The organism is Nocardia sp. NPDC060259, assembly GCF_042728775.1.
In the GTDB taxonomy this organism is placed as follows: domain Bacteria; phylum Actinomycetota; class Actinomycetes; order Mycobacteriales; family Mycobacteriaceae; genus Nocardia.
Map to the genome: position 1 here is coordinate 43,901 of NZ_JBHXAY010000030.1, position 18,489 is coordinate 62,389.

General features: G+C 68.7%; 17 protein-coding genes. 7 read left to right on the plus strand and 10 right to left on the minus strand.

Translation table 11 applies throughout. From position 1 onward, the window contains the following. Positions 1–42 precede the first annotated feature (42 nt). Positions 43–759, plus strand: a complete 717-nt coding sequence (locus ACFWF2_RS14570; RefSeq protein WP_379307945.1) for a type 1 glutamine amidotransferase — start codon at positions 43–45, stop codon at positions 757–759. Positions 760–835: 76 nt separating this feature from the next. On the opposite strand, the gene ACFWF2_RS14575 is transcribed toward ACFWF2_RS14570, so the two are convergent. From ACFWF2_RS14575 to ACFWF2_RS14605, 7 genes are all read right to left on the minus strand, one after another. Then, positions 836–1,210 (minus strand): type II toxin-antitoxin system VapC family toxin, encoded by a 375-nt coding sequence (locus tag ACFWF2_RS14575; RefSeq protein ID WP_379307946.1) that lies wholly within the window; start codon positions 1,208–1,210, stop codon positions 836–838. Then, complete coding sequence (locus ACFWF2_RS14580; RefSeq protein ID WP_379307947.1) at positions 1,207–1,458, minus strand: type II toxin-antitoxin system Phd/YefM family antitoxin; 252 nt, start codon at positions 1,456–1,458, stop codon at positions 1,207–1,209. The genes ACFWF2_RS14575 and ACFWF2_RS14580 overlap by 4 nt, the downstream gene beginning before the upstream one ends. 60 nt (positions 1,459–1,518) lie before the next feature. Next, positions 1,519–2,403, minus strand: a complete 885-nt coding sequence (locus ACFWF2_RS14585; RefSeq protein WP_379307948.1) for a bile acid:sodium symporter family protein — start codon at positions 2,401–2,403, stop codon at positions 1,519–1,521. Positions 2,404–2,505: 102 nt separating this feature from the next. Further along, positions 2,506–3,573 carry a putative zinc-binding metallopeptidase gene (locus tag ACFWF2_RS14590; RefSeq protein WP_379307949.1) on the minus strand — a complete coding sequence of 356 codons (1,068 nt, stop codon included), beginning with the start codon at positions 3,571–3,573 and terminating at the stop codon, positions 2,506–2,508. Positions 3,574–3,577: 4 nt separating this feature from the next. Continuing rightward, the gene (locus tag ACFWF2_RS14595; RefSeq protein WP_379307950.1) at positions 3,578–4,474 is read right to left on the minus strand and encodes a transglutaminase N-terminal domain-containing protein; all 897 of its coding nucleotides are present in this window, start codon (positions 4,472–4,474) and stop codon (positions 3,578–3,580) included. Next, the gene (locus tag ACFWF2_RS14600; RefSeq protein ID WP_379307951.1) at positions 4,471–7,464 is read right to left on the minus strand and encodes a circularly permuted type 2 ATP-grasp protein; all 2,994 of its coding nucleotides are present in this window, start codon (positions 7,462–7,464) and stop codon (positions 4,471–4,473) included. Before ACFWF2_RS14600 ends, ACFWF2_RS14595 begins: the two co-directional genes overlap by 4 nt. A gap of 27 nt (positions 7,465–7,491) precedes the next feature. Beyond that, entirely contained in the window at positions 7,492–11,193 is a 3,702-nt protein-coding gene (locus ACFWF2_RS14605) for a transglutaminase family protein (RefSeq protein ID WP_379307952.1), read from the minus strand. Between the two features lie 225 nt (positions 11,194–11,418). Here ACFWF2_RS14605 and ACFWF2_RS14610 point away from each other — a divergent pair, with 225 nt between their 5' ends. After that, complete coding sequence (locus ACFWF2_RS14610) at positions 11,419–12,060, plus strand: hypothetical protein (protein WP_379307953.1); 642 nt, start codon at positions 11,419–11,421, stop codon at positions 12,058–12,060. On the opposite strand, the gene recR is transcribed toward ACFWF2_RS14610, so the two are convergent. Then, positions 12,057–12,665 (minus strand): recombination mediator RecR, encoded by a 609-nt coding sequence (gene recR / locus ACFWF2_RS14615; RefSeq protein ID WP_379307954.1) that lies wholly within the window; start codon positions 12,663–12,665, stop codon positions 12,057–12,059. The two genes, ACFWF2_RS14610 and recR, sit on opposite strands and share 4 nt — an antisense overlap. Continuing rightward, positions 12,665–13,009, minus strand: a complete 345-nt coding sequence (locus ACFWF2_RS14620; protein ID WP_189032343.1) for a YbaB/EbfC family nucleoid-associated protein — start codon at positions 13,007–13,009, stop codon at positions 12,665–12,667. The genes recR and ACFWF2_RS14620 overlap by 1 nt, the downstream gene beginning before the upstream one ends. Before the next feature lie 224 nt (positions 13,010–13,233). On the opposite strand from ACFWF2_RS14620, the gene ACFWF2_RS14625 reads away from it, so the two are divergent. Genes ACFWF2_RS14625 through ACFWF2_RS14635 form a run of 3 tightly spaced genes read left to right on the plus strand, consistent with a single transcriptional unit; the run spans position 13,234 to position 15,017 of the window. Beyond that, positions 13,234–13,794, plus strand: a complete 561-nt coding sequence (locus tag ACFWF2_RS14625) for a hypothetical protein (RefSeq protein WP_379307955.1) — start codon at positions 13,234–13,236, stop codon at positions 13,792–13,794. A 45-nt stretch (positions 13,795–13,839) separates the two neighbouring features. Further along, positions 13,840–14,670: a MerR family transcriptional regulator gene (locus tag ACFWF2_RS14630; RefSeq protein ID WP_379307956.1), complete on the plus strand. Its 831-nt coding sequence runs from the start codon at positions 13,840–13,842 to the stop codon at positions 14,668–14,670. After that, complete coding sequence (locus ACFWF2_RS14635) at positions 14,667–15,017, plus strand: VOC family protein (protein ID WP_379307957.1); 351 nt, start codon at positions 14,667–14,669, stop codon at positions 15,015–15,017. Before ACFWF2_RS14630 ends, ACFWF2_RS14635 begins: the two co-directional genes overlap by 4 nt. A 3-nt stretch (positions 15,018–15,020) precedes the next feature. On the opposite strand, the gene ACFWF2_RS14640 is transcribed toward ACFWF2_RS14635, so the two are convergent. Then, a complete protein-coding gene (locus tag ACFWF2_RS14640; RefSeq protein WP_379307958.1) occupies positions 15,021–15,455 on the minus strand; it encodes an SRPBCC family protein in 435 nt (144 codons plus the stop codon). A 176-nt stretch (positions 15,456–15,631) separates the two neighbouring features. On the opposite strand from ACFWF2_RS14640, the gene ACFWF2_RS14645 reads away from it, so the two are divergent. After that, a complete protein-coding gene (locus tag ACFWF2_RS14645) occupies positions 15,632–17,068 on the plus strand; it encodes an FAD-binding oxidoreductase (RefSeq protein WP_379307963.1) in 1,437 nt (478 codons plus the stop codon). Continuing rightward, positions 17,065–18,381 carry a class I SAM-dependent methyltransferase gene (locus ACFWF2_RS14650; protein ID WP_379307959.1) on the plus strand — a complete coding sequence of 439 codons (1,317 nt, stop codon included), beginning with the start codon at positions 17,065–17,067 and terminating at the stop codon, positions 18,379–18,381. Before ACFWF2_RS14645 ends, ACFWF2_RS14650 begins: the two co-directional genes overlap by 4 nt. Positions 18,382–18,489: the final 108 nt, after the last annotated feature.

Below are 18,489 nucleotides of genomic sequence, written 5' to 3' on the forward strand. Positions count from 1 at the left end.
CGTAACCACGGAGGGCGCCCGAGCATGCCAGGAGGCAACAGCATGAGCGAGTCGACCATCCGCATCGGACTGGTTCTGCCCGACGTGATGGGCACCTACGGCGACGGCGGCAACGCGCTCGTCCTGCGCCAGCGGCTGCGCATGCGCGGCTACGACGCCGAGATCGTCGAGATCACCCTCGCCGACCCGGTGCCGGACTCGTTCGACATCTACACCCTCGGCGGCGCCGAGGACTCCGCCCAGCGCCTGGCCACCCGGCACCTGCAGAAGTACCCCGGCCTGCAGCAGGCCGCCGCCAAGGGCGCTCCCGTCCTCGCCATCTGCGCCGCCATCCAGGTGCTCGGCAACTGGTACGAGACCTCGGCGGGCGAAAAGGTCGACGGCGTCAGCCTCTTCGACGTCACCACCTCCCCCCAGGCCACCCGCGCGATCGGCGAAGTCACCACCACCCCCGTCCTCGACGGCCTCTCCGCCCCACTGACCGGCTTCGAGAACCACCGCGGCGGCACCAGCCTCGGCCCCGACGCCGCCCCCCTCGCCAAGGTCACCCGAGGCGTCGGCAACGGCGTCGGCGACGGCACCGAAGGCGTAGTCCAAGGCTCGGTCATCGGCACCTACCTCCACGGCCCCGCCCTCGCCCGCAACCCCGAACTGGCCGACCTCCTCATCGCCCGAGCCCTCGGCATCTCCCCCGCCGACCTCGCCCCCCTCGACCTCCCCGAGGTCGACCGCCTCCGCCGCGAACGCCTCCGCGCCTAAGAGACGCAGTCGCGACAGCGTTCCTCAGTCTTTCGCGCATGGCCGGAGCGAAGGCGGAGGTACGCCTAGCGGATCGTCAGCACGGTAGCGAAACTACGTCGTACCGAAGGCAGTACGGGTCCCGGGTGACGAGCGTCAGCTCCTCACACCGGGCCTGCGCCACCAGAATCCGATCGAACGGATCGCGGTGGAGCAGCGGAAGCCGGGCCGCTTCGATCGTGTGCCTGGCATCGATCGGTAGCGGCAGGAACCCGCTCCCGACCACCCGTTCAGGCAAGTCGGCCGGACCGGCCAGCTTTCCCGACGCCTGCTTCATCGCGATCTCCCAGACCGAGGCCGAGCTGACGTAGACGTCGGGATCGTGGTCGAGCCGTCCGCGAAGCTCGGCGTCCAGGGTGGGATCGTCGGTGAGCCACCACAGGATGACGTGGGTGTCCAGCAGCAGGCTCATGCGTCGAAGTCGCGGGCGATTTCGGCATTGGTCTCGGGCGAGTCCCAGCCCGGCGGCAACTCGAGCCGACCGCGTAGCGAGCCACGGCCGGTCCGATTGACCCGGCGAGTCAACGGCACCACCTTGGCGACCGGAGTTCCGGCACGACTGATCACGATTTCCTCCCCCTGCTCCACCCGCTCGATGATGCGTGACAGGTTCGTCTTCGCGTCGTGAATGTTGAATTGCTCCGCCGCGTTCCCTGCCATGACGCCTCCTTAGCTAAGAGGTTAGTCCGGTGGTGCGCACCTGTCTACGCGCCGGTGGACTCACTCGGCCGTGGCGACCGCCACCCGTGGCTGTTTGCGGGTGATGAGGAAACCGAAGACGGCGGCCGTCGGGAACATCAGGATGCCGTAGATCGCCGCGGGCACGGCCATCTCGGTGCTGTCCAGAACGCTCAGCGCGATGGTGATGGCGATCGTGCTGTTGTGGACGCCGACCTCCATCGAGCAGGCGATGGACTGGCGACCCGTCGCGCCGAGCAGCCGCGGCACGAAGAACCCGATGGTCAGGCTGATCACGCAGAACAGCACGGTGATCGCGCTGATCCGGGGGAAATGCCGAGAGAAATCCTCGGATTCGGCGGTCAGCGAGCCGACGATCACCAGCAGCAGGATGACTGCCGAGCCGATCCGCACCGGGCGGTCCATCCGTTCGGCGAACGCGGGCGCCCAGCGGCGCACCAGCATGCCGATGCCCACCGGGACGAGCACGATGGCGAACACCTGGACCACCTTGCCGAACTGCAGCCCGACCGACTCGCCGGTCTCGGCCGGGTCGAAGTAGCCGATCGCGAAGTTGGTCACCAGCGGGACCGTGACGACGGCGATGACGGAGTTGACCGCGGTCAGCGACACGTTGAGCGCGACGTCCCCGCGGAACAGATGGCTGAACAGGTTCGCCGTCGTCCCGCCCGGCGACGCGGCGAGCAGCATCATGCCGACCGCAAGGAGCGGTTGCAGATCGAACAGCAGCACCAGCCCGAACGCGACGATCGGCAGCGCGATCAGCTGGCAGACCAGGGCGATGGCGGCGATCCGCGGGTTCTTCGCGATGCGCGCGAAATCGGCGGTGGTGAGCGACAGACCCAGTCCGAACATGACCACGGCAAGGGCCAGTGGCAATCCGACGGATATCAGCGGTGAGTTCATAGCCATCCTCATCGAGCAGCCCGGAGAACCGGGTTTGAGACTCGTTCGTCTCAATGAGAGAGCGTAAACAGCTGTGACCCACATCGCAGTGAAATCAGGGTATTACGCCACCACGGATTCCTCGGACGTCGCGTTGCTGCGCTCACACAGCTCGTGCACGAAGCGCATCTTCTCCAGGACATGATCGGGCAGGACGAACGGATAGAGATCGTCGTGTCCCATCGAGCGGTTGACCATGTTCAGCGACCAGGCCAGGGGCAACCACAGCTCGATGATCTTGTCGAAGCCGGCGCGCCCGACCTGCGGCCGATCCAGGGTGGCGCCCGCCGGGGCGATCCCGAAGGCGGCCGCGGTGTCGAGGGTGTCGCGGATGTGCAGGTAGTGGGCGAAGGTCTCGGCCCAGTCCTCGGCGGCGTGCATGGTGGCGTAGGACGACACGTAGTCGTCTTCCCAGCCGGGCGGCGCGCCCTGCGAATAATGCCGGTTCAGCGCCTCCTGGTAGTCGGCGAACGGATCGCCGAACAGATCGCGGAACCGTTGCAGCGCTTCGTATCCGGTGACCAGCACAGTGAAGTAGTAGTGGCCGATCTCGTGCCGGAAGTGGCCGAGCAGGGTCCGGTAGGGCTCGTCCATCTCGATCCGCAGCTGCTCGCGGTGCGGGTCGCTCGCCTCGGCCAGGTCGAGGGTGACGACGCCGTCGATATGGCCGGTGCGCACGCCGTCGGTGCGGCTGGAGAGCAGGTCGAAGGCGAGGCCGTGCTCGGGATCGGCGTCCCGGCCGACGATCGGAAGCCCGAGTTCGACCAGCTCGAAGATCAACCGCCGCTTGGCCGCCTCGGCCTCGGCGAACGCGGCGAGGCCGTCGGCGTCGGCGTCGTTGGGCCGGGTGCGGGTGAGCGCGCACGACTCGCACAGCATCGGCCCCGCGGTGTCGCCGGATCGCGAAACCAGCCAATTGCATTGCGCCACATGCAGGTTGTCGCACAACCGGAACCGGTCCCCGCAGACGACGCCACCCGCGTGATCGATCGCCGCGTCGCCAGGCGGATAGCCGATCACCACCAGCGCCCGTTCCCGCAGGCTGAATCCGAGCGGGCTCGAGCACGACAGGCACACCGAATTCTCGAAAGCCAGCTGCTGTCCGCAATTCGGGCAGACGAAATCACGCAAGGGACTACACCTCCACCGGGGCTACATCGACCGAGACCGTGATCGTGGACTGTTTGGCGTCGGTGTAGATGATGCCACGCAGCGGCGGAACATCCTGGTAATCGCGCCCCCAGGCCACGGTCACGTAGCGCTCGTCGGCGAACTGATCGTTGGTGGGGTCGAAGGCGATCCAGCGGCCGGTGCGGTCGGTCTCGTCGGTGCCCGGCAGCCAGACAGCGGCCCACGCGTGCGTGGCGTCGACCCCGACCATGCGTTCCTTGCCCGGCGGTGGATCGGTGGCGAGGTACCCCGAGACGTAGCGCGCGGCCAGCCCCAGCGACCGCAGGCAGGCCGCGCCGATCCGGGCGAAGTCCTGGCAGACACCCTCGCGCGCGGCGAAGACGTCGGCGACGCTGGTGCTCACGGTCGTCGAGCCGGAGCGATACCGGAAATCCTCGTGGATGCGGGTGTTCAGCTCGGTGACCGCGTCCAGCAGCGGCCTGCCCGCCGGGAAACTCCGCGCGGCGTAGGCGACGACCTCCGGGGTGATCTCGGGCGGCAACAGGTCGAGGGTGAACTCGACGGCCAGCGGACCGGTGGCGGCGCTCGGCCGTGCCCGCTCCCACGGCAGGTCGGCGCCCGGCATCGTCGACGGATGGTCGACGTCGACGTCGACGAGCGATTCGCCGGTGACCTCGAGCCTCCGATGTTCCGATGTCACATGGAAATACGTCGTCGTATTGCCGTAGACGTCGGTGCCGACGGATCGGTCCGACGGCACCGGGTCGATGTAGATGTCGTGCTCGAGCAGCCGCTGACCGCCGAATTCACGCGGGGTCAGATACGCGCGGCCATAGGAACTGGTGACCTCGTCGGAGTAGCTGTAGGTGGTGCGGTGCACCACCCGGTACCGCCTGCTCATCCGACCATCCTGGTGTTGCCCCACAGCGGCTGGATAGCCACCGGTACAGCGAGTTTGGTCGTCTCGAACGACTCCGACAGCTTACGCAGCCGCAAGTGCACCCCCTCCAGCAGTTCCACCAGCTCGGTGCGCACGCCGTCGGCGTCGGTGGTTTCCAGCTCGGCCGGGTCGATGCGGCGCAGCATGCGCTGGGCGTCGGCGAGCAACCGCTGTGACCTGGACGCGCCGGAACCTCCCGGCAGCGCCTGGAAATCGGCTTCGAGGCGGTCGAGCTGGTACACCAGCGATCGCGGGTTGCCCGCGTCGAACAGCAGCAGCCCGGCCAGCGCGGCGACATGCGCCGAACCACGGTGGCGGCGGCGGTAACTCACCGCGGACTCGGTGGCGACGAGCACCGAATCGGTGACCACCCGCTCCACCTCGGGCGGACTCGCCTGCGCCAGTGCGGCATTGAGCAGCGAGGTCAGCGCGAGTCCGCGTTCGATCCGTTTGCCGATGTCCATGACATACCAGCCGGTGTCACGCACCAGCGATTCCGCGCCGATGCCGGAAAGGGACAGCAGCGCGGCCAGCGACAGCGAGTGCACCGAGGACAGCGCGGTCTCCTGTTCGGTACTGGCACTCCGGAATTCGGCCAGCGCGCGATCGACGGCGCCGACGATCATCCAGGTATCACCGGAGAGCTGGTCGCGCACGGCGCGCGCCGCCGAACCGTAGTGGTCGACGGCGTAGGACAGCGAGCCGGGCAGATGCCGGTCGCCGGTGAGCGTGGCCAGGTATTGGAAGCCCGCGGCGGAGGCGCCGGCGACGGCGCGGGGTTCCGCGCTGACCGGCTTGCCCGAAACCTTGGGGCGTGCGGTGGCTTTCACCTGATCCTGGCGCTCGCGATCGTCACGGTCATCCTCCGCGGACTCCGTGCCGCGCTCGGCCGCACTTCCCGTGGTGCGCAGGGCACGGGCCAGCGCACTCGTCCCCGCGCGCTCCCACGGCGAGGACTGCTCGTCATCGGAATCCGCCTCGGCAGACTCCGCACTGGTGATCTCCCCGTCCTTCGAGTTCGAGGACCGGCCCGGTGTGGCGGCGTCCGGCGCGCTGGAACTCGCCCCATCGCCGGCCTGTGGCTCCACCCTGACCAGCGCGCCGACAGGCCTGGTCACGTTGGGCAACACCGATTCCGGCGCGACCGTGCCCGTGGTCACCGACAACGCCCGCATCAGAATCGGCAACGCCTCGGCGCCTTCCAGCCAAGGCCGGTACCGGTAGTCCTGATAGACGTCGTGGGTCGCCGCGAGCAACCGGACCACCGCTTCGGCGCGTTCGCTGTAGCGGCCCATCCAGAACAGATCGTTGAGCACACGCGGCGAACTGATCGCCTCGACGACCGGCACGGCCCGGCGCAGCCGTTCCTCGTGCGGCGCGTCGGCGCCGACGGCGGGCGCGGTCGCAGGCGCGGCGCGCACCCAGACATCCTTGGCCGCCACCTTGATCACGCTGCGCGTCGGTTCCAGCCGCATCCGCTGCTGGCCGAGCCCACCCGACATGGCCGTATAGCCACCGCGCCGGGCCAGCGAGAACAACCGCATGCCGACCGGGGCAGGCGCGATCCCCGCCTCTCCTTCGACCGCGGGCGCGACCGAGAACTCGGCGGGTTCCTGCCCGACCCATTTCCACCGCTCGGCCTCGATCCGCGCGGCGAGTTCCGCGCGTTCGGCGGCGGCCAGGCTCGGCCCGAAGATCGTCGATCCGTCGACGGCGGAACGGATCACCAGGTCACCGAGGTGCGCGACGAGGTGCGCGCGCTCGGTGTCGTCGCCGCCCCAGTAGGCGGGCATCCCGTCGAGCTGCAGGTCGGTGCCGAGGACCGAGCGGGCGATCCGCGGCAGGAACGCGCTCAGCGCGGGCGATTCCAGCAGGCCGCTGCCGAGGGTGTTGACCACCGTGACAGCGCCGCGGCGCAGGACCTCGACCAGCCCGACCACGCCGAGACGCGAATCGGGACGCAGGTCGAGCGGATCGGAGAACTCGGCGTCGACGCGGCGCAGCACCACGTCGACCCGTTCCAGACTGCCGAGCGAGCGCATCCACAGCGCGCCGTCGCGCACGACCAGGTCGGCGCTCTCGACCAGCGGGAAGCCGAGCGTCTGCGCGAGATAGGCCTGGTCGAACGCGGTTTCGGAATGCGAGCCCGGGCTCAGCACGACGACGACCGGTTCCTCGCCGTCGGCCAGCTCGGGCGCGGCTTCCTCGAGCATCAGCCGCATGGCCCGCGCGAACGGGGTGAGCGGGCGCGGGCCCGCGTGCTCGAACGCCTCGGGGATCGCCGAGGCGACGACGCGGCGGTCGGCCAGCGCGTAGCCCGCGCCCGACGGCGCCTGCGCCCAGTCGGCCAGCACCCGGAACTGCCCGTCGCTCCAGCGACTGATGTCGCAGGCGTGCAGGAACAGCTGGTGGGTGCCGGGGATGGTGATGCCGTGCGCGGCCCGCACATACCCGGTGTTGCCGAACACGATCTCCGGCGGCAGCAGACCGGAGGCGATCAGCCTGCGCGGGCCGTAGACATCGGTGAGCACCTCGTCGAGCACGAGCGAGCGCTGCACCAGACCGGTTTCCAGGCGGGTCCAGTCGTCGGCGGAGACCAGCAGCGGGATCGGGTCGAGCCGCCACGGCATGGGGGTCGGCGCGTCGTCGCCGAGCCCGACTTCGGTGTAGGTGACGCCGTCGTCCTCGATCTGTCTGCGGACCCGGTGATCGATCCGGCCGAGTCCGCTGATGCCCTGGTCGACGAAGTCGGCCGAGAGTTCCGACCACATCGACCGCACCCGGCCACGTCCGTCGACCAGTTCGTCGTAGTAGCCCCGGGTCGGCCTGCCGCACTCGTCGTAGCGCGCCCCCGTCTTGCTCTCGGCCCGGTACCGCGCCAACTGCTCGGCGACCTGAGCGCGCACGCCCGGTGCCTTCCCGTCCCGTAGCGCCTCGTCGCGCTGAGTCACCGAGCCGACCTCGCTTCCTGTTGTCGCCTACCGGCCGTCGGCCCAGTCCCACACGGTGCGCGCGCGACGTAGATCCAGGATGCCCGGCGCACCGACATCGGTCGACCGCGCCGCGATCTTCGCACGGAGCTCGGCGGGATCCATCGGATTCACCGTATGCCCCGCCGCCTCGAAGCGACGGTTGCGGCGCGACTGCGCGGCCACCGCGTTGACGGGCGCGTCGTCGAAGGCGCGGCCGCCGGGATGGACGACGTGATAGGTGCAGCCGCCGTGTGAGAGGCCGGTCGCGGCGTCGACCAGGTCGAACACCAGCGGCGCGTCCACCGTGATGGACGGATGCAGCGAGTTCGGCGGCTGCCAGGCGCGATAGCGCACGCCCGCCACCTGCACATCGGTCTTGTCGGTGGCCAGCAGTGGTACCGGCATGCCGTTGCAGGTCACCACGTAGCGGCCGCGGTCGGCGCCGACCACCCGCACCTGCAACCGCTCCACCGAGGAGTCGACATAGCGCGCCGTGCCCTGGCCGGTGGTCTGCTCACCGAGGGTCAGCCACGGTTCGATCGCGCCGCGCAGTTCCAGTTCGACGTCGCCGATCATCGCGGTGCCGATCCGCGGGAAACGGAATTCGGTGAACGGGTCGAGCCAGCTGGTGTCGAAGTCGATGCCGTGCGCGCGCAGATCGGCGGCGACCTCGGCGATATCGCTCATCAGGAAGTGCGGCAGCAGGTACCGGCCGTGCAGGTTGTCGCCGTGCCGCAGCAGCGGCGCGCGGCAGGGCTTGTCCCAGAACATCGCGACCAAGCCGCGCACCAGCAGCGACTGCACCATCGCCATCTGGAAATGCGGCGGCATCTCGAAGCCGCGCAGTTCCAGCAGGCCGAGCCTGCCGCGCGCGGAATCGGGACTGTAGAGCTTGTCGATACAGAACTCGGCGCGGTGGGTGTTGCCGGTGAGATCGGTCAGCAGATGCCGCAGGGCGCGGTCGATATGCCAAGGGGCGGAACGGATTTCGGATGGCTTGTCGGCTGCTGTCTGCGCGCCGGTCAATCGGGCGATCTCGGCGAAGGCGATCTCGAGTTCGTACAGCACGCCCTCGCGCGCCTCGTCGGCGCGCGGTGCCTGCGAGGTCGGGCCGACGAAACGGCCGGCGAACAGATACGACAACGCCGGATGACGCTGCCAGTAGGTCAGCATCGACACCAGCAGATCGGGCCTGCGCAGCAGCGGCGAGCGCGCGGGCGAGACCCCGCCCAGGGTGATGTGGTTGCCGCCGCCGGTACCGCCGTGGGTGCCATCGACATCGAACGACTCGGTGCTCAGCCTGGCCAGCCTGGCTTGCTCGTAGAGGGTGCCGAGCACCACGGCCTGCTCGGCGAACGAGCTGGTCGGCATGATGTTCACCTCGATAACGCCAGGATCGGGCGTCACCGAGAAGGTGTGCAGCCGAGCGTCGTTCGGTGGCGCGTAACCCTCCAGCACCACCGGCTGACCGAGCGCGACCACGGCCTGCTCTACCTTGGCGATCAGGTCGAGGAAGTCGTCGAGCTCGCCGACCGGCGGCAGGAACACATGCAACCGCCCCGCCCGCACCTCGGCCACGAGCGCGGTGGTCGGGGTGAAGTCCGCCGGTTCGAGCACGGCGGGTGGTTCCGCGCGTGGCAGCCGCAGCGGACCCTGGAACAGTGGATCGGCTTCCGGGAGCGGCGGCGGGGTGTGCCAGGACACCGAGTCCAGCGGAAGCCGCAGTCCCGCGGGCGAATCACCGTCCGTCAGGACGATCCGGCCGGGACCATCGTCCCCGTCGCGACCGCGACGCAGCTGCCAGTCGGCACTGGCCCAGCCCACGCCGTCGTCCCTGCGGTGAAGAGGCAGCACGTAGGCGGTCGGCTCGTTGACGGACTCGTCGAGGCGGCCGAGAAGCGCTCGCCGGGTAGCGGGCGAATCCTCGGCCGGGTCGAGATCGGCCTCCGGCGGTTCGCCTACCGGTGCGGTGACGGTGGCGGCCAACCGTGCCAGTGGGTCCTCGAAGGCGGGGCGGACCTGGCTGTCGGGCAAGCCGAGCGTGCCGGCGACATGGGCGATCAGCGATCGAGCCGCAGCGACACCGGGACGCACCGAATTGCGCCGTGGCAGAACAGCGGTAGAGGTGGGGTGGCCTTCGACCGGTCGGGTCGCAGCAGCGTTGGGCTGCTGCGCCGCTGTGCTCTGTGCGCGGTCCCCAGCCAGGGCGAGTCCGCCCGGCGCCGTGTCGCGCCCCGGTGGGACGTCGCGGCCGTTCGCTCCCGCAACCGGCGACCCGGCACCCGGTACAGCGCCACGTGCCCCGTCGCCGTCATCGTGCGACGCGGCATCGTTCACCGGGGCGCCGTCGCGGTCCTGTGCCGCACCATCTTCCGAATTACCGGCGGCGGCGTCGGACACCGGCGACGGCCCGGCGAGGTCGCCCGCGACTGGTGACCACGGGTCGGCGAGCAGGTCCTGCCTGGTCCACACCGGCTCACCATCCGCCCGCCACGCGATGGCGATCTCCCAGCGCGGCAACGGTTCTCCGGGGTACCACTTGCCCTGGCGGTACTGCACCAATCCGGTCGGCGCGTAGATCGAGCGCAGGCGGTCGGCCAGGTCGACGGCGCGTTCGCGTTTGTGCGGGCCATCGGCATCGGTGGTCCACTGGGCACTCATCTGATCGTCGATGGAGACGAACGTCGGTTCGCCGCCCATCGTCAGGCCAACGTCGGCGGCGGCCATCCGCTTGTCGACGGCCGCGCCGGACGCGGTGATCCGCTCCCACTGGGAATCGGTGTAGGGCAGGGTGACTCGCGGGTCCTCGTGCACCCGCCGCACCACATTGCTGAATTCGAGCGTGGCCTCGGTGATCCCCGTCGCGCCGGTGATCGGAGCGGCGGCGCCGGGGTGCGGGGTCGCGGCGAGCGGGATGTGTCCTTCGCCCGCGAACAGGCCGGAGGTGGGGTCCATGCCGATCCAGCCCGCGCCCGGCAGGTACACCTCGGTCCACGCGTGCAGGTCGGTGAAGTCGGCGCTCGGCCCGGACGGTCCGTCCAGCGCGGGCGTGTCCGCGGTCAGCTGCACCAGGTAGCCGGAGACGAAACGCGCCGCCAGGCCGAGTTCGCGCAGGATGGCGACGAGCAGCCACGCCGAATCACGGCAGGAACCGAGCCGGCGGCGCAGCGTGTCGTCGGGCGTCTGCACGCCCGGCTCCATCCGCACCGTGTAGTCGACGGTGTTGCGCAGGGCGTAGTTGAGTTCGACCAGGTAGTCGATGGAACGGATACGGCCCTGCGCGCGATGCACCCGCACCCAGTCGCGCAACAGCTCCCCCGGCCCCGATCCCGGCTCCGCCTCGTCGACCGGGCGCAGATACGGCTCCAGGTCGGCGGCCAGCGCCTCGGGATAGGCGAACGGGAAATGCTCGGCGTAGTCCTCGACGAAGAAGTCGAACGGGTTGACCACCTCGAGATCGGCGATCAACCCCACGGTGATCGACAACTCCCGGGTCGGCTCCGGGAACACCAGCCGCGCAACGAAATTGCCGAACGCGTCCTGCTGCCAGTTCACATAGTGTCCGGGCGGTGACACCCGCAGCGAGTAGGCCTCGATCGGCGTCCGCGAATGCGGCGCGGGCCGTAGCCGCACCTCGTGCGGATGCACGTCGACGAGACGATCGAAGGAGTACGCGGTCCGGTGCTCGAGTGACACCTTGATGCCCATGCACCCAGTTGACCACACCCCACCCGTGCGCCGTGGCCTGACGAAACCGGAGTTTCCCGACGGGCACCGGGTCGAAACACACCGGAAATGGTATCGGCCCGCCCTCGATTCTGGACTGACCGGAGGGTGCGACGAAGGAGTGCCCGGAGGGAGGGAAGAATCGAGGTCACAGGGCCGATACCCGCGGCGCCAGCCGCCGATGTCACAGCCCGTAGGGTGGGGCGGGTGAGCTACGACCACATCCTCTTGCCGTCCGGCGTCGCCACCTCCGTCGACGAGGTGGACGCGTACCTGGCCGCCCAGGAAGGTCAGCCGGAGTCCGACGCGATCGCCGAGATCGCGGCCGAGTTGAACGCCCGCAACAACGAACTGCCGGTAGACGACTCGTTCCTCAGCGTGGAATCCGTCGGCGGCGCGAACGGGACCACGCTCTACATCCCGTCGCCGTACGACGCGATCGGCTTCGTCCGCACCCTGCTCTTCGACCTCGCCACCCCGCGCGGCTACGCCGTCTACGACCCGCAGCTGAGCTGGCTGATCGACCCGGCCGGGCACGTGCCGGTCGCCGTCACCCACGGTGGCGCAGGCGAATTCCCGTATCTCACCGAGGAATTGGCGCACCAGTGGGTCGCCGGACTGGCCGACCCGAACCCGTACCTGATCGTCGAACGCGGCGAGCAGCGCTACATCCAGACCTACCGCGACCCGACGGGCCCCTACACCGTCGAATACCGCGACGGCTCGCCCGACAAGCACTTCGGCACCACCGTCGAGGATCCGGCGCAGGTCGCCCGCATCATCTGGGACTGGACCACCGAGAACCACGACGCCGGTGCCGAGGTGACCTGGACCCGCGTGGAGTTCTAGAGCGCCCGCCTGCCCGACAGCGCGCGGCCGAGCGTCAGCTCGTCGGCGAACTCCAGATCGCCGCCCATCGGCAGACCGGAAGCCAGCCGGGTGACGGTGAGCCCGGGGAAATCGCGCAGCATGCGCACCAGGTAGGTGGCCGTCGCCTCGCCCTCGGTGTTCGGGTCGGTCGCGATGATCACCTCGCTCACGTCGACGCCGTCGTCCTGATTGCCGATGCGGGTCAGCAGTTCCCTGATCCGCAGGTGATCGGGGCCGACGCCGCTGAGCGGATCGAGCGCACCGCCGAGCACGTGGTAGCGACCACGGAACTCGCGAGTGCGCTCGATCGCCTGCACATCCTTGGGTTCCTCGACCACACAGATCATCGTGCGGTCGCGGCGCGGGTCGGCACAGATCCGGCACAGCTCACCATCGGCCACGGTGCCGCACGAGACGCAGAACTGCACGCCGTCGCGCACCTTCTGCAGCGCGGCCTGCAACCGGTCGATCTCCGGCGGTTCCACCTGCAGCAGGTGAAAAGCGATGCGCTGTGCGCTCTTCGGACCGACGCCGGGCAGCTTGCCCAGCTCGTCGATCAGATCCTGAACCGGCCCCTCATACATCAGAAATCGGGCAGACCGGGCATCGAACCGCCGCCGAGGCCCTGCGAGAGCGGGCCGAGACGCTCGGCGGCCAGCTTCTGCGCGTTGGCCATGGCGTCGTTGATCGCGCCGATCACCAGGTCCTGCAGGCCGTCGACATCGGTGGGATCGACGATCTTCGGGTCGATCGTCAGCGCGATGACCTCACCGCTGACCTTGATGGTCGCCTGGACCAGACCGCCACCGGCCTGCCCCTGCACCTCGGACTCGGCGAGCTCGGCCTGGGCCTGCATCACCGCCTGCTGCATCTGCTGGGCTTGCGCGAGCAGGGCCTGCATATCGAACTGACCATCACCGGGTTGCACAGCACGTCCTCTCCAGAAGTTTCGTCCGCGTCAAGCGTAGCCCTCACGCGCCGCCGGGATACTCCCACACCCGCCGCCGCGGTGGCGCCTACCGACCGTGCCGTTATCCGTGACCTTCCTGGTAACAGCTTGATTGCTGCCTGCCCGCAACAGATCCGGGGATGGGCCTCACGCCTAGGATCGATCGGGGTCGGATCCAGGTTCAGCAATTCTAGGGAGAACAGATGAGTGTCATCCGCGCGTCCCTGATCACCGTCTCGGTGTCAGCCGTTGGCCTGCTCGTTCTAGCACCGGTCACCGCGTCGGCCGAGCCTGCCGCGGAGCGCGCCGACTACGGGAACGGCTGCGTTGTCGATCCCGGCAATTCCGCGGCGACCCTCAATTCGCTGCGTACTCGCTGCAGTGTCACCCAGCAGGACCAGATCTACCGCGACGCGCAGGCGGGCGCAGTGCCGACGGGTGTCACCAACGGCTGGGTGACCCGCCCGCCGCAGCTGGTGGCGGTGGCGCCCGCCCTGTGGACCGGCAAGGTGTTCCGCACCGGCCCCGACGGCGGCACCCTGACCAACCGGGTGGTCGGCACCGAGGCGTTTCCCGCCGATGTCTACCAGGCGCCGTCCATCCTCGACGGCCGTCCCGCCTGGGCACTGAACTACGCCCCGTCACCGACACCGCAGGTCTACGACGAGATCCGCGAGATCACCCCGGGTGTCTGGTTCGGCTATTCGTGGTGGCGCGAGGGCGAGTGGCCGCTGATCACCGCGTTCATCCTCGCGCCCGCGTGAGTCGATATTGACCCTCCCCCCGCTGGAGGGTGTTGGCTGATTCTCATGACAGCCACCGTGGCGATCGGCGAGTTCGCCCGCCTCACCCATCTGAGCGTCAAGACGCTGCGCTACTACCACGAGATCGAGCTGCTGGAGCCGGTCGCGGTGGACGCGGGCACCGGGTACCGCCGCTACTGCACCGACCAGGTGGAGACGGCGCACCTGATCCGCAGACTCCGCGACCTGGACATGCCGCTGCCGCAGATCCGCACTGTGCTCGCCGCCGCCGACCCGGCCGACCGCGACGCCACCCTGCGCGCGCATCTGACCAGGATGGAAGCCGAACTACTGCGGACCCGCGAGGTCGTCGCGTCGCTGCGCGCGCTGCTCACCGAGCCCGCGCCGCCGCTGCGCGTCGACTATCGGGTCGAGCCGGCGTTCACCGCGCTCACCCGCACCGAGCGGGTCGAACGCGGCGCGATCGCGCAGTGGTGCGGCGTCACGTTCGAACAGCTGTACGTGAGCCTGCTCGGTGCGGGCGTGACACCGGGAGGTGTTGCGGGCGCGACCTATTCGACGGAGTTCTTCGCCGAGGACACCGGCGCCGTCACCGCGTACGTACCGCTGCCGCCCGGCACCGAGCTCACCCCGCCCGACGGGCTGGCGATCACCGAATTCCCGGCCCGCCGCTTCGCCGTCGCCGTGCACACGGGCGCGTTCGAGGACTTCGACCGCACCTACGGCGCGCTGGGCAGCCATGTCGCCGAGCACGACACCGTCGCCCCCGACGAACCGGTCCGCGAGCGCTATCTCGTCGGACCTGACCTCACCGATAACCCGGCCGACTACCGCACCGAAGTGTGCTGGCCGATCACCGAAGGAGAAACCCGATGACCCTCGCCCTTGGCAATGTCACGTTCGACTGCGACAACGCGACCGCGCTGGCCGAGTTCTACGCCCAGCTGCTCGACCGGCCCGTCGACCCGGAGGCCTCGGCGTTCTTCGCCACCGTCGGCCAGACCTCCGGCGCCTCGCCGGTGCTGATGTTCATCAAGGTGCCCGACAAGACGCCGGGCAAGAACGTCGTGCACCTGGACTTCCACTCCGTCCAGTGGCGCGACTACGTCGAGCGCGCGATCAGCTTGGGCGCCAAGCACATCGGCGACTTCGACGAGTACGGCCAGCAGTGGGTCACCCTCGCCGACCCCGAAGGAAATCTCTTCGACATCGGCAAGGAGTAACGCTCAGGCGAGCTCGCGCGCCAGGTTCGCGAGCACCTCGGCCTGGATCTTCTTCAGGCCGAGCGGGGCGAAGATGCCCTCGAAGATGCCCGACACACCACCTGCGCCCTGCCAGGTGGTGCGGAGGGTGACCTGCGAGCCCGCGCCGTCCGGGGTGACGGTCCAGGTGTTGACCATCGAGGAGTTGGCGTCGCGCTCGGTGAGGATCGAGTCCGACACCGTGACGTTCGCGCGCACGTTGCGCGAACGCTTCTCGGTGGCCTGCAACGTCCACTCCACCACGGTGCCCGCGCCCTTACCGCCCTCGACGACCTTGTAGTCGTGGTAGTGCGAGGAAAGGATGCGCGGACGGATCGTCTCGTAGTCACCGATCGCTTCGAGCGTGCGCTGCGGATCCGCGGCGACGACAATCGAACTGCTGGCGCTGACCTGTCCCACTGTTGACTCCTTGTCGGGGGTGCGATGTCTCGACCTGGTTACATCCTGCCTTGCGCAAGATCGGATCGGCCGACCAGGTTGGGCGAAAAGAGAAACATATGCGTGACATTTCGTCGTGGCGTGCAGTTATCTGGTAGCCGGACGGACACGGTCGTACTAGCGTCGAACCCGTGGCAGTGAGTCTTTTGGGTAGGGTCGGCCACGAACCGGCCGCACGCGAGTCTGGATATGCCGCGCACCGAGCGGGTGTGGAGCGACTGCTGGCAAGCTATCGCGCCATTCCACCCGGCGCCGTCGTCCGCTTGGCGAAGAAGACGTCGAACTTGTTCCGGGCCAGGGCGGCGACCACCGCGCCCGGCCTCGACGTGTCAGGTCTCGGGCAGGTGATCGCCGTCGACCCGAATTCCAGAACCGCCGACGTCGCCGGGATGACCACCTATGAGGACCTGGTCACGGCGACGCTGCCCTACGGCCTGGCGCCGCTGGTGGTTCCGCAGCTCAAGACCATCACCCTGGGTGGCGCGGTCACCGGTCTCGGCATCGAGTCGACCTCGTTCCGCAACGGCCTGCCGCACGAATCCGTGCTGGAAATGGACGTGCTGACCGGTTCCGGCGAGATCATCACCGTCAAGCCGGATGGCGACCGCGCCGATCTGTTCAAGGGTTTCCCCAATTCCTACGGCACCCTGGGTTACACGGTCCGCTTGAAGATCGAGCTCGAACCCGTCAAGCCCTATGTCGCGCTGCGCCACGTGCGCTTCCACGACCTGCGCGAGCTGGAAGCCGAGCTGGAGCGCATCGTCACCGAGCGCAGCTATGACGGCGAGCAGGTCGACTACCTCGACGGCGTCGTGTTCACCGCGACCGAGAGCTACCTGACCCTCGGCAGGCAGACCGACGAGCCGGGCCCGGTCAGCGACTACACCGGCATGGACATCTATTACCGGTCCATCCAGCACCCCAACGGAGTGAAACCGGACCGGCTGACCATCCACGACTACCTGTGGCGCTGGGATACCGACTGGTTCTGGTGCTCGCGCGCCTTCGGCACCCAGAACCCGAAGATCCGCCGCTTCTGGCCGAAGTCGCTGCGCCGCAGCAGTTTCTACTGGAAACTCGTCGCCCTCGACCGCAAGTACCACATCGGCGACCGCCTGGAGGCCCGCAAGGGCAACCCGCCGCAGGAACGGGTGGTCCAGGACATCGAGGTGCCGGTGCACCGCACCGCCGACTTCGTCGAATGGTTCCTGAAGGAAATACCGATCGAGCCGATCTGGTTGTGCCCGTTGCGGTTGCGGGAGAACGCGGCCGACCCGGCGGGCGACCGTCCGTGGCCGCTGTATCCGCTCGAACCAGGGCGCACCTACGTCAATGTCGGATTCTGGTCGGCCGTCCCGAGCAAGCCGGGCCAACCGGAGGGGGCGGCCAACCGCGCGATCGAGAAGATCGTGTCCGAATTCGACGGGCACAAATCGCTGTACTCGGATTCCTACTACGCCGAGGACGAATTCGCCGCGCTGTACGGCGGCGAGACGTATGCCGCACTGAAGAACCGTTACGACCCGGACCAACGACTGCTGAATCTGTATTCGAAGGCGGTGCAACGCAAGTGACGACATTCAAGGACCGATCCGAGGTATTCGCCGAGCTGGGAACCCGGCTCAGCATTGCCGAGGTGTTCGAGACACTCATCGACGGTGAGATCCCGATCCGCCTGAAGGCCTACGACGGCAGCGCGACGGGACCGGAGACCGCGCCCTACACCCTCGAGATCAAGACGCCACGCGGCATCAACTACCTGGCCTCGGCGCCCGGCGACCTCGGCATGGCACGCGCCTACATCGCCGGCGACATGGTCACCGACGGCGTGCATCCCGGCGACCCGTACGAACTCTTGAAGGCCATGCAGGCGATGAAGTTCCATCGCCCGTCGGCGCTGTCGCTGGTCACCATCGCGCGCTCGCTGGGCTGGGAACGGCTCAAGCCGATCGCGCCGCCGCCGCAGGAGACGCTGCCCCGCTGGCGCCGGATCGCCCTGGAAGGCCTGCGCCACTCCAAGACTCGCGACGCCGAGGCCATCCACCACCACTACGACGTCTCGAACAAGTTCTACGAGTACGTCCTCGGCCCGTCGATGACCTACACCTGCGCGGTCTACGGCGAGCCGGACTGGACCCTCGAGCAGGCCCAGGAGAACAAGTACCGGCTGATCTTCGAGAAGCTGCGGCTGAAGGAAGGCGACCGGCTGCTCGACATCGGCTGCGGCTGGGGCGGCATGGTCCGCTACGCGGCCCGGCGCGGGGTCAAGGTGATCGGTGCGACGCTCTCGGCCGAGCAGGCCGCCTGGGCGCAGCAGAAGATCGCCGAGGAGGGCCTGAGCGAGCTGGCCGAGGTCAGGCACAGCGACTACCGCGACATCCCCGAGGGCGAATTCGACGCGGTCTCCTCCATCGGCCTCACCGAGCACATCGGCGTGCACAACTACCCGTTCTACTTCGGCTACATCAAGGACAAGCTGCGCGACGGCGGCCTGTTCCTCAACCACTGCATCACCCGGCCGGACAACACCCGCACCACCAAGGCGGGCGATTTCATCGACCGCTACGTCTTCCCGGACGGCGAGCTGATCGGCTCGGGCCGCATCGTCTCCGAGATCCAGAACATCGGCCTGGAAGTACTGCACGAGGAGAACCTGCGCGAGCACTACGCGCTGACCCTGCACGAATGGTGCAAGAACCTGGTCGAGAACTGGGACGCGTGCGTCGCCGAGGTCGGCGAGGGCACCGCGAAGGTGTGGGGCCTGTACATGGCCGGGTGCAGGCTCGGCTTCCAGCGCAATGTGGTGCAGCTGCATCACGTGCTCGGGGTGAAGCTGGGTTCCGACGGCGCCTGGACCGTGCCGCTGCGCCCCTGGTGGCAGCCGTAGTTCGCGCCTGAGCCCGGGTGCGCGCGCACCCGGGCTCAGGCGAGCAGCTCGTCGAGGAAGTCGCTCGGCACCCTCGGCGGAGGCGTCGGCGAGGGGGAGGGCGTTGCC

Coding starts and splice junctions, on each gene's coding strand:
- ACFWF2_RS14570 (WP_379307945.1), top strand. CDS start 43: ATGAGCGAGTCGACCATCCGCATCGGACTGGTTCTGCCCGACGTGATG.
- ACFWF2_RS14575 (WP_379307946.1), bottom strand. CDS start 1,210: ATGAGCCTGCTGCTGGACACCCACGTCATCCTGTGGTGGCTCACCGAC.
- ACFWF2_RS14580 (WP_379307947.1), bottom strand. CDS start 1,458: ATGGCAGGGAACGCGGCGGAGCAATTCAACATTCACGACGCGAAGACG.
- ACFWF2_RS14585 (WP_379307948.1), bottom strand. CDS start 2,403: ATGAACTCACCGCTGATATCCGTCGGATTGCCACTGGCCCTTGCCGTG.
- ACFWF2_RS14595 (WP_379307950.1), bottom strand. CDS start 4,474: ATGAGCAGGCGGTACCGGGTGGTGCACCGCACCACCTACAGCTACTCC.
- ACFWF2_RS14605 (WP_379307952.1), bottom strand. CDS start 11,193: ATGGGCATCAAGGTGTCACTCGAGCACCGGACCGCGTACTCCTTCGAT.
- recR (WP_379307954.1), bottom strand. CDS start 12,665: ATGTATGAGGGGCCGGTTCAGGATCTGATCGACGAGCTGGGCAAGCTG.
- ACFWF2_RS14625 (WP_379307955.1), top strand. CDS start 13,234: ATGAGTGTCATCCGCGCGTCCCTGATCACCGTCTCGGTGTCAGCCGTT.
- ACFWF2_RS14630 (WP_379307956.1), top strand. CDS start 13,840: ATGACAGCCACCGTGGCGATCGGCGAGTTCGCCCGCCTCACCCATCTG.
- ACFWF2_RS14635 (WP_379307957.1), top strand. CDS start 14,667: ATGACCCTCGCCCTTGGCAATGTCACGTTCGACTGCGACAACGCGACC.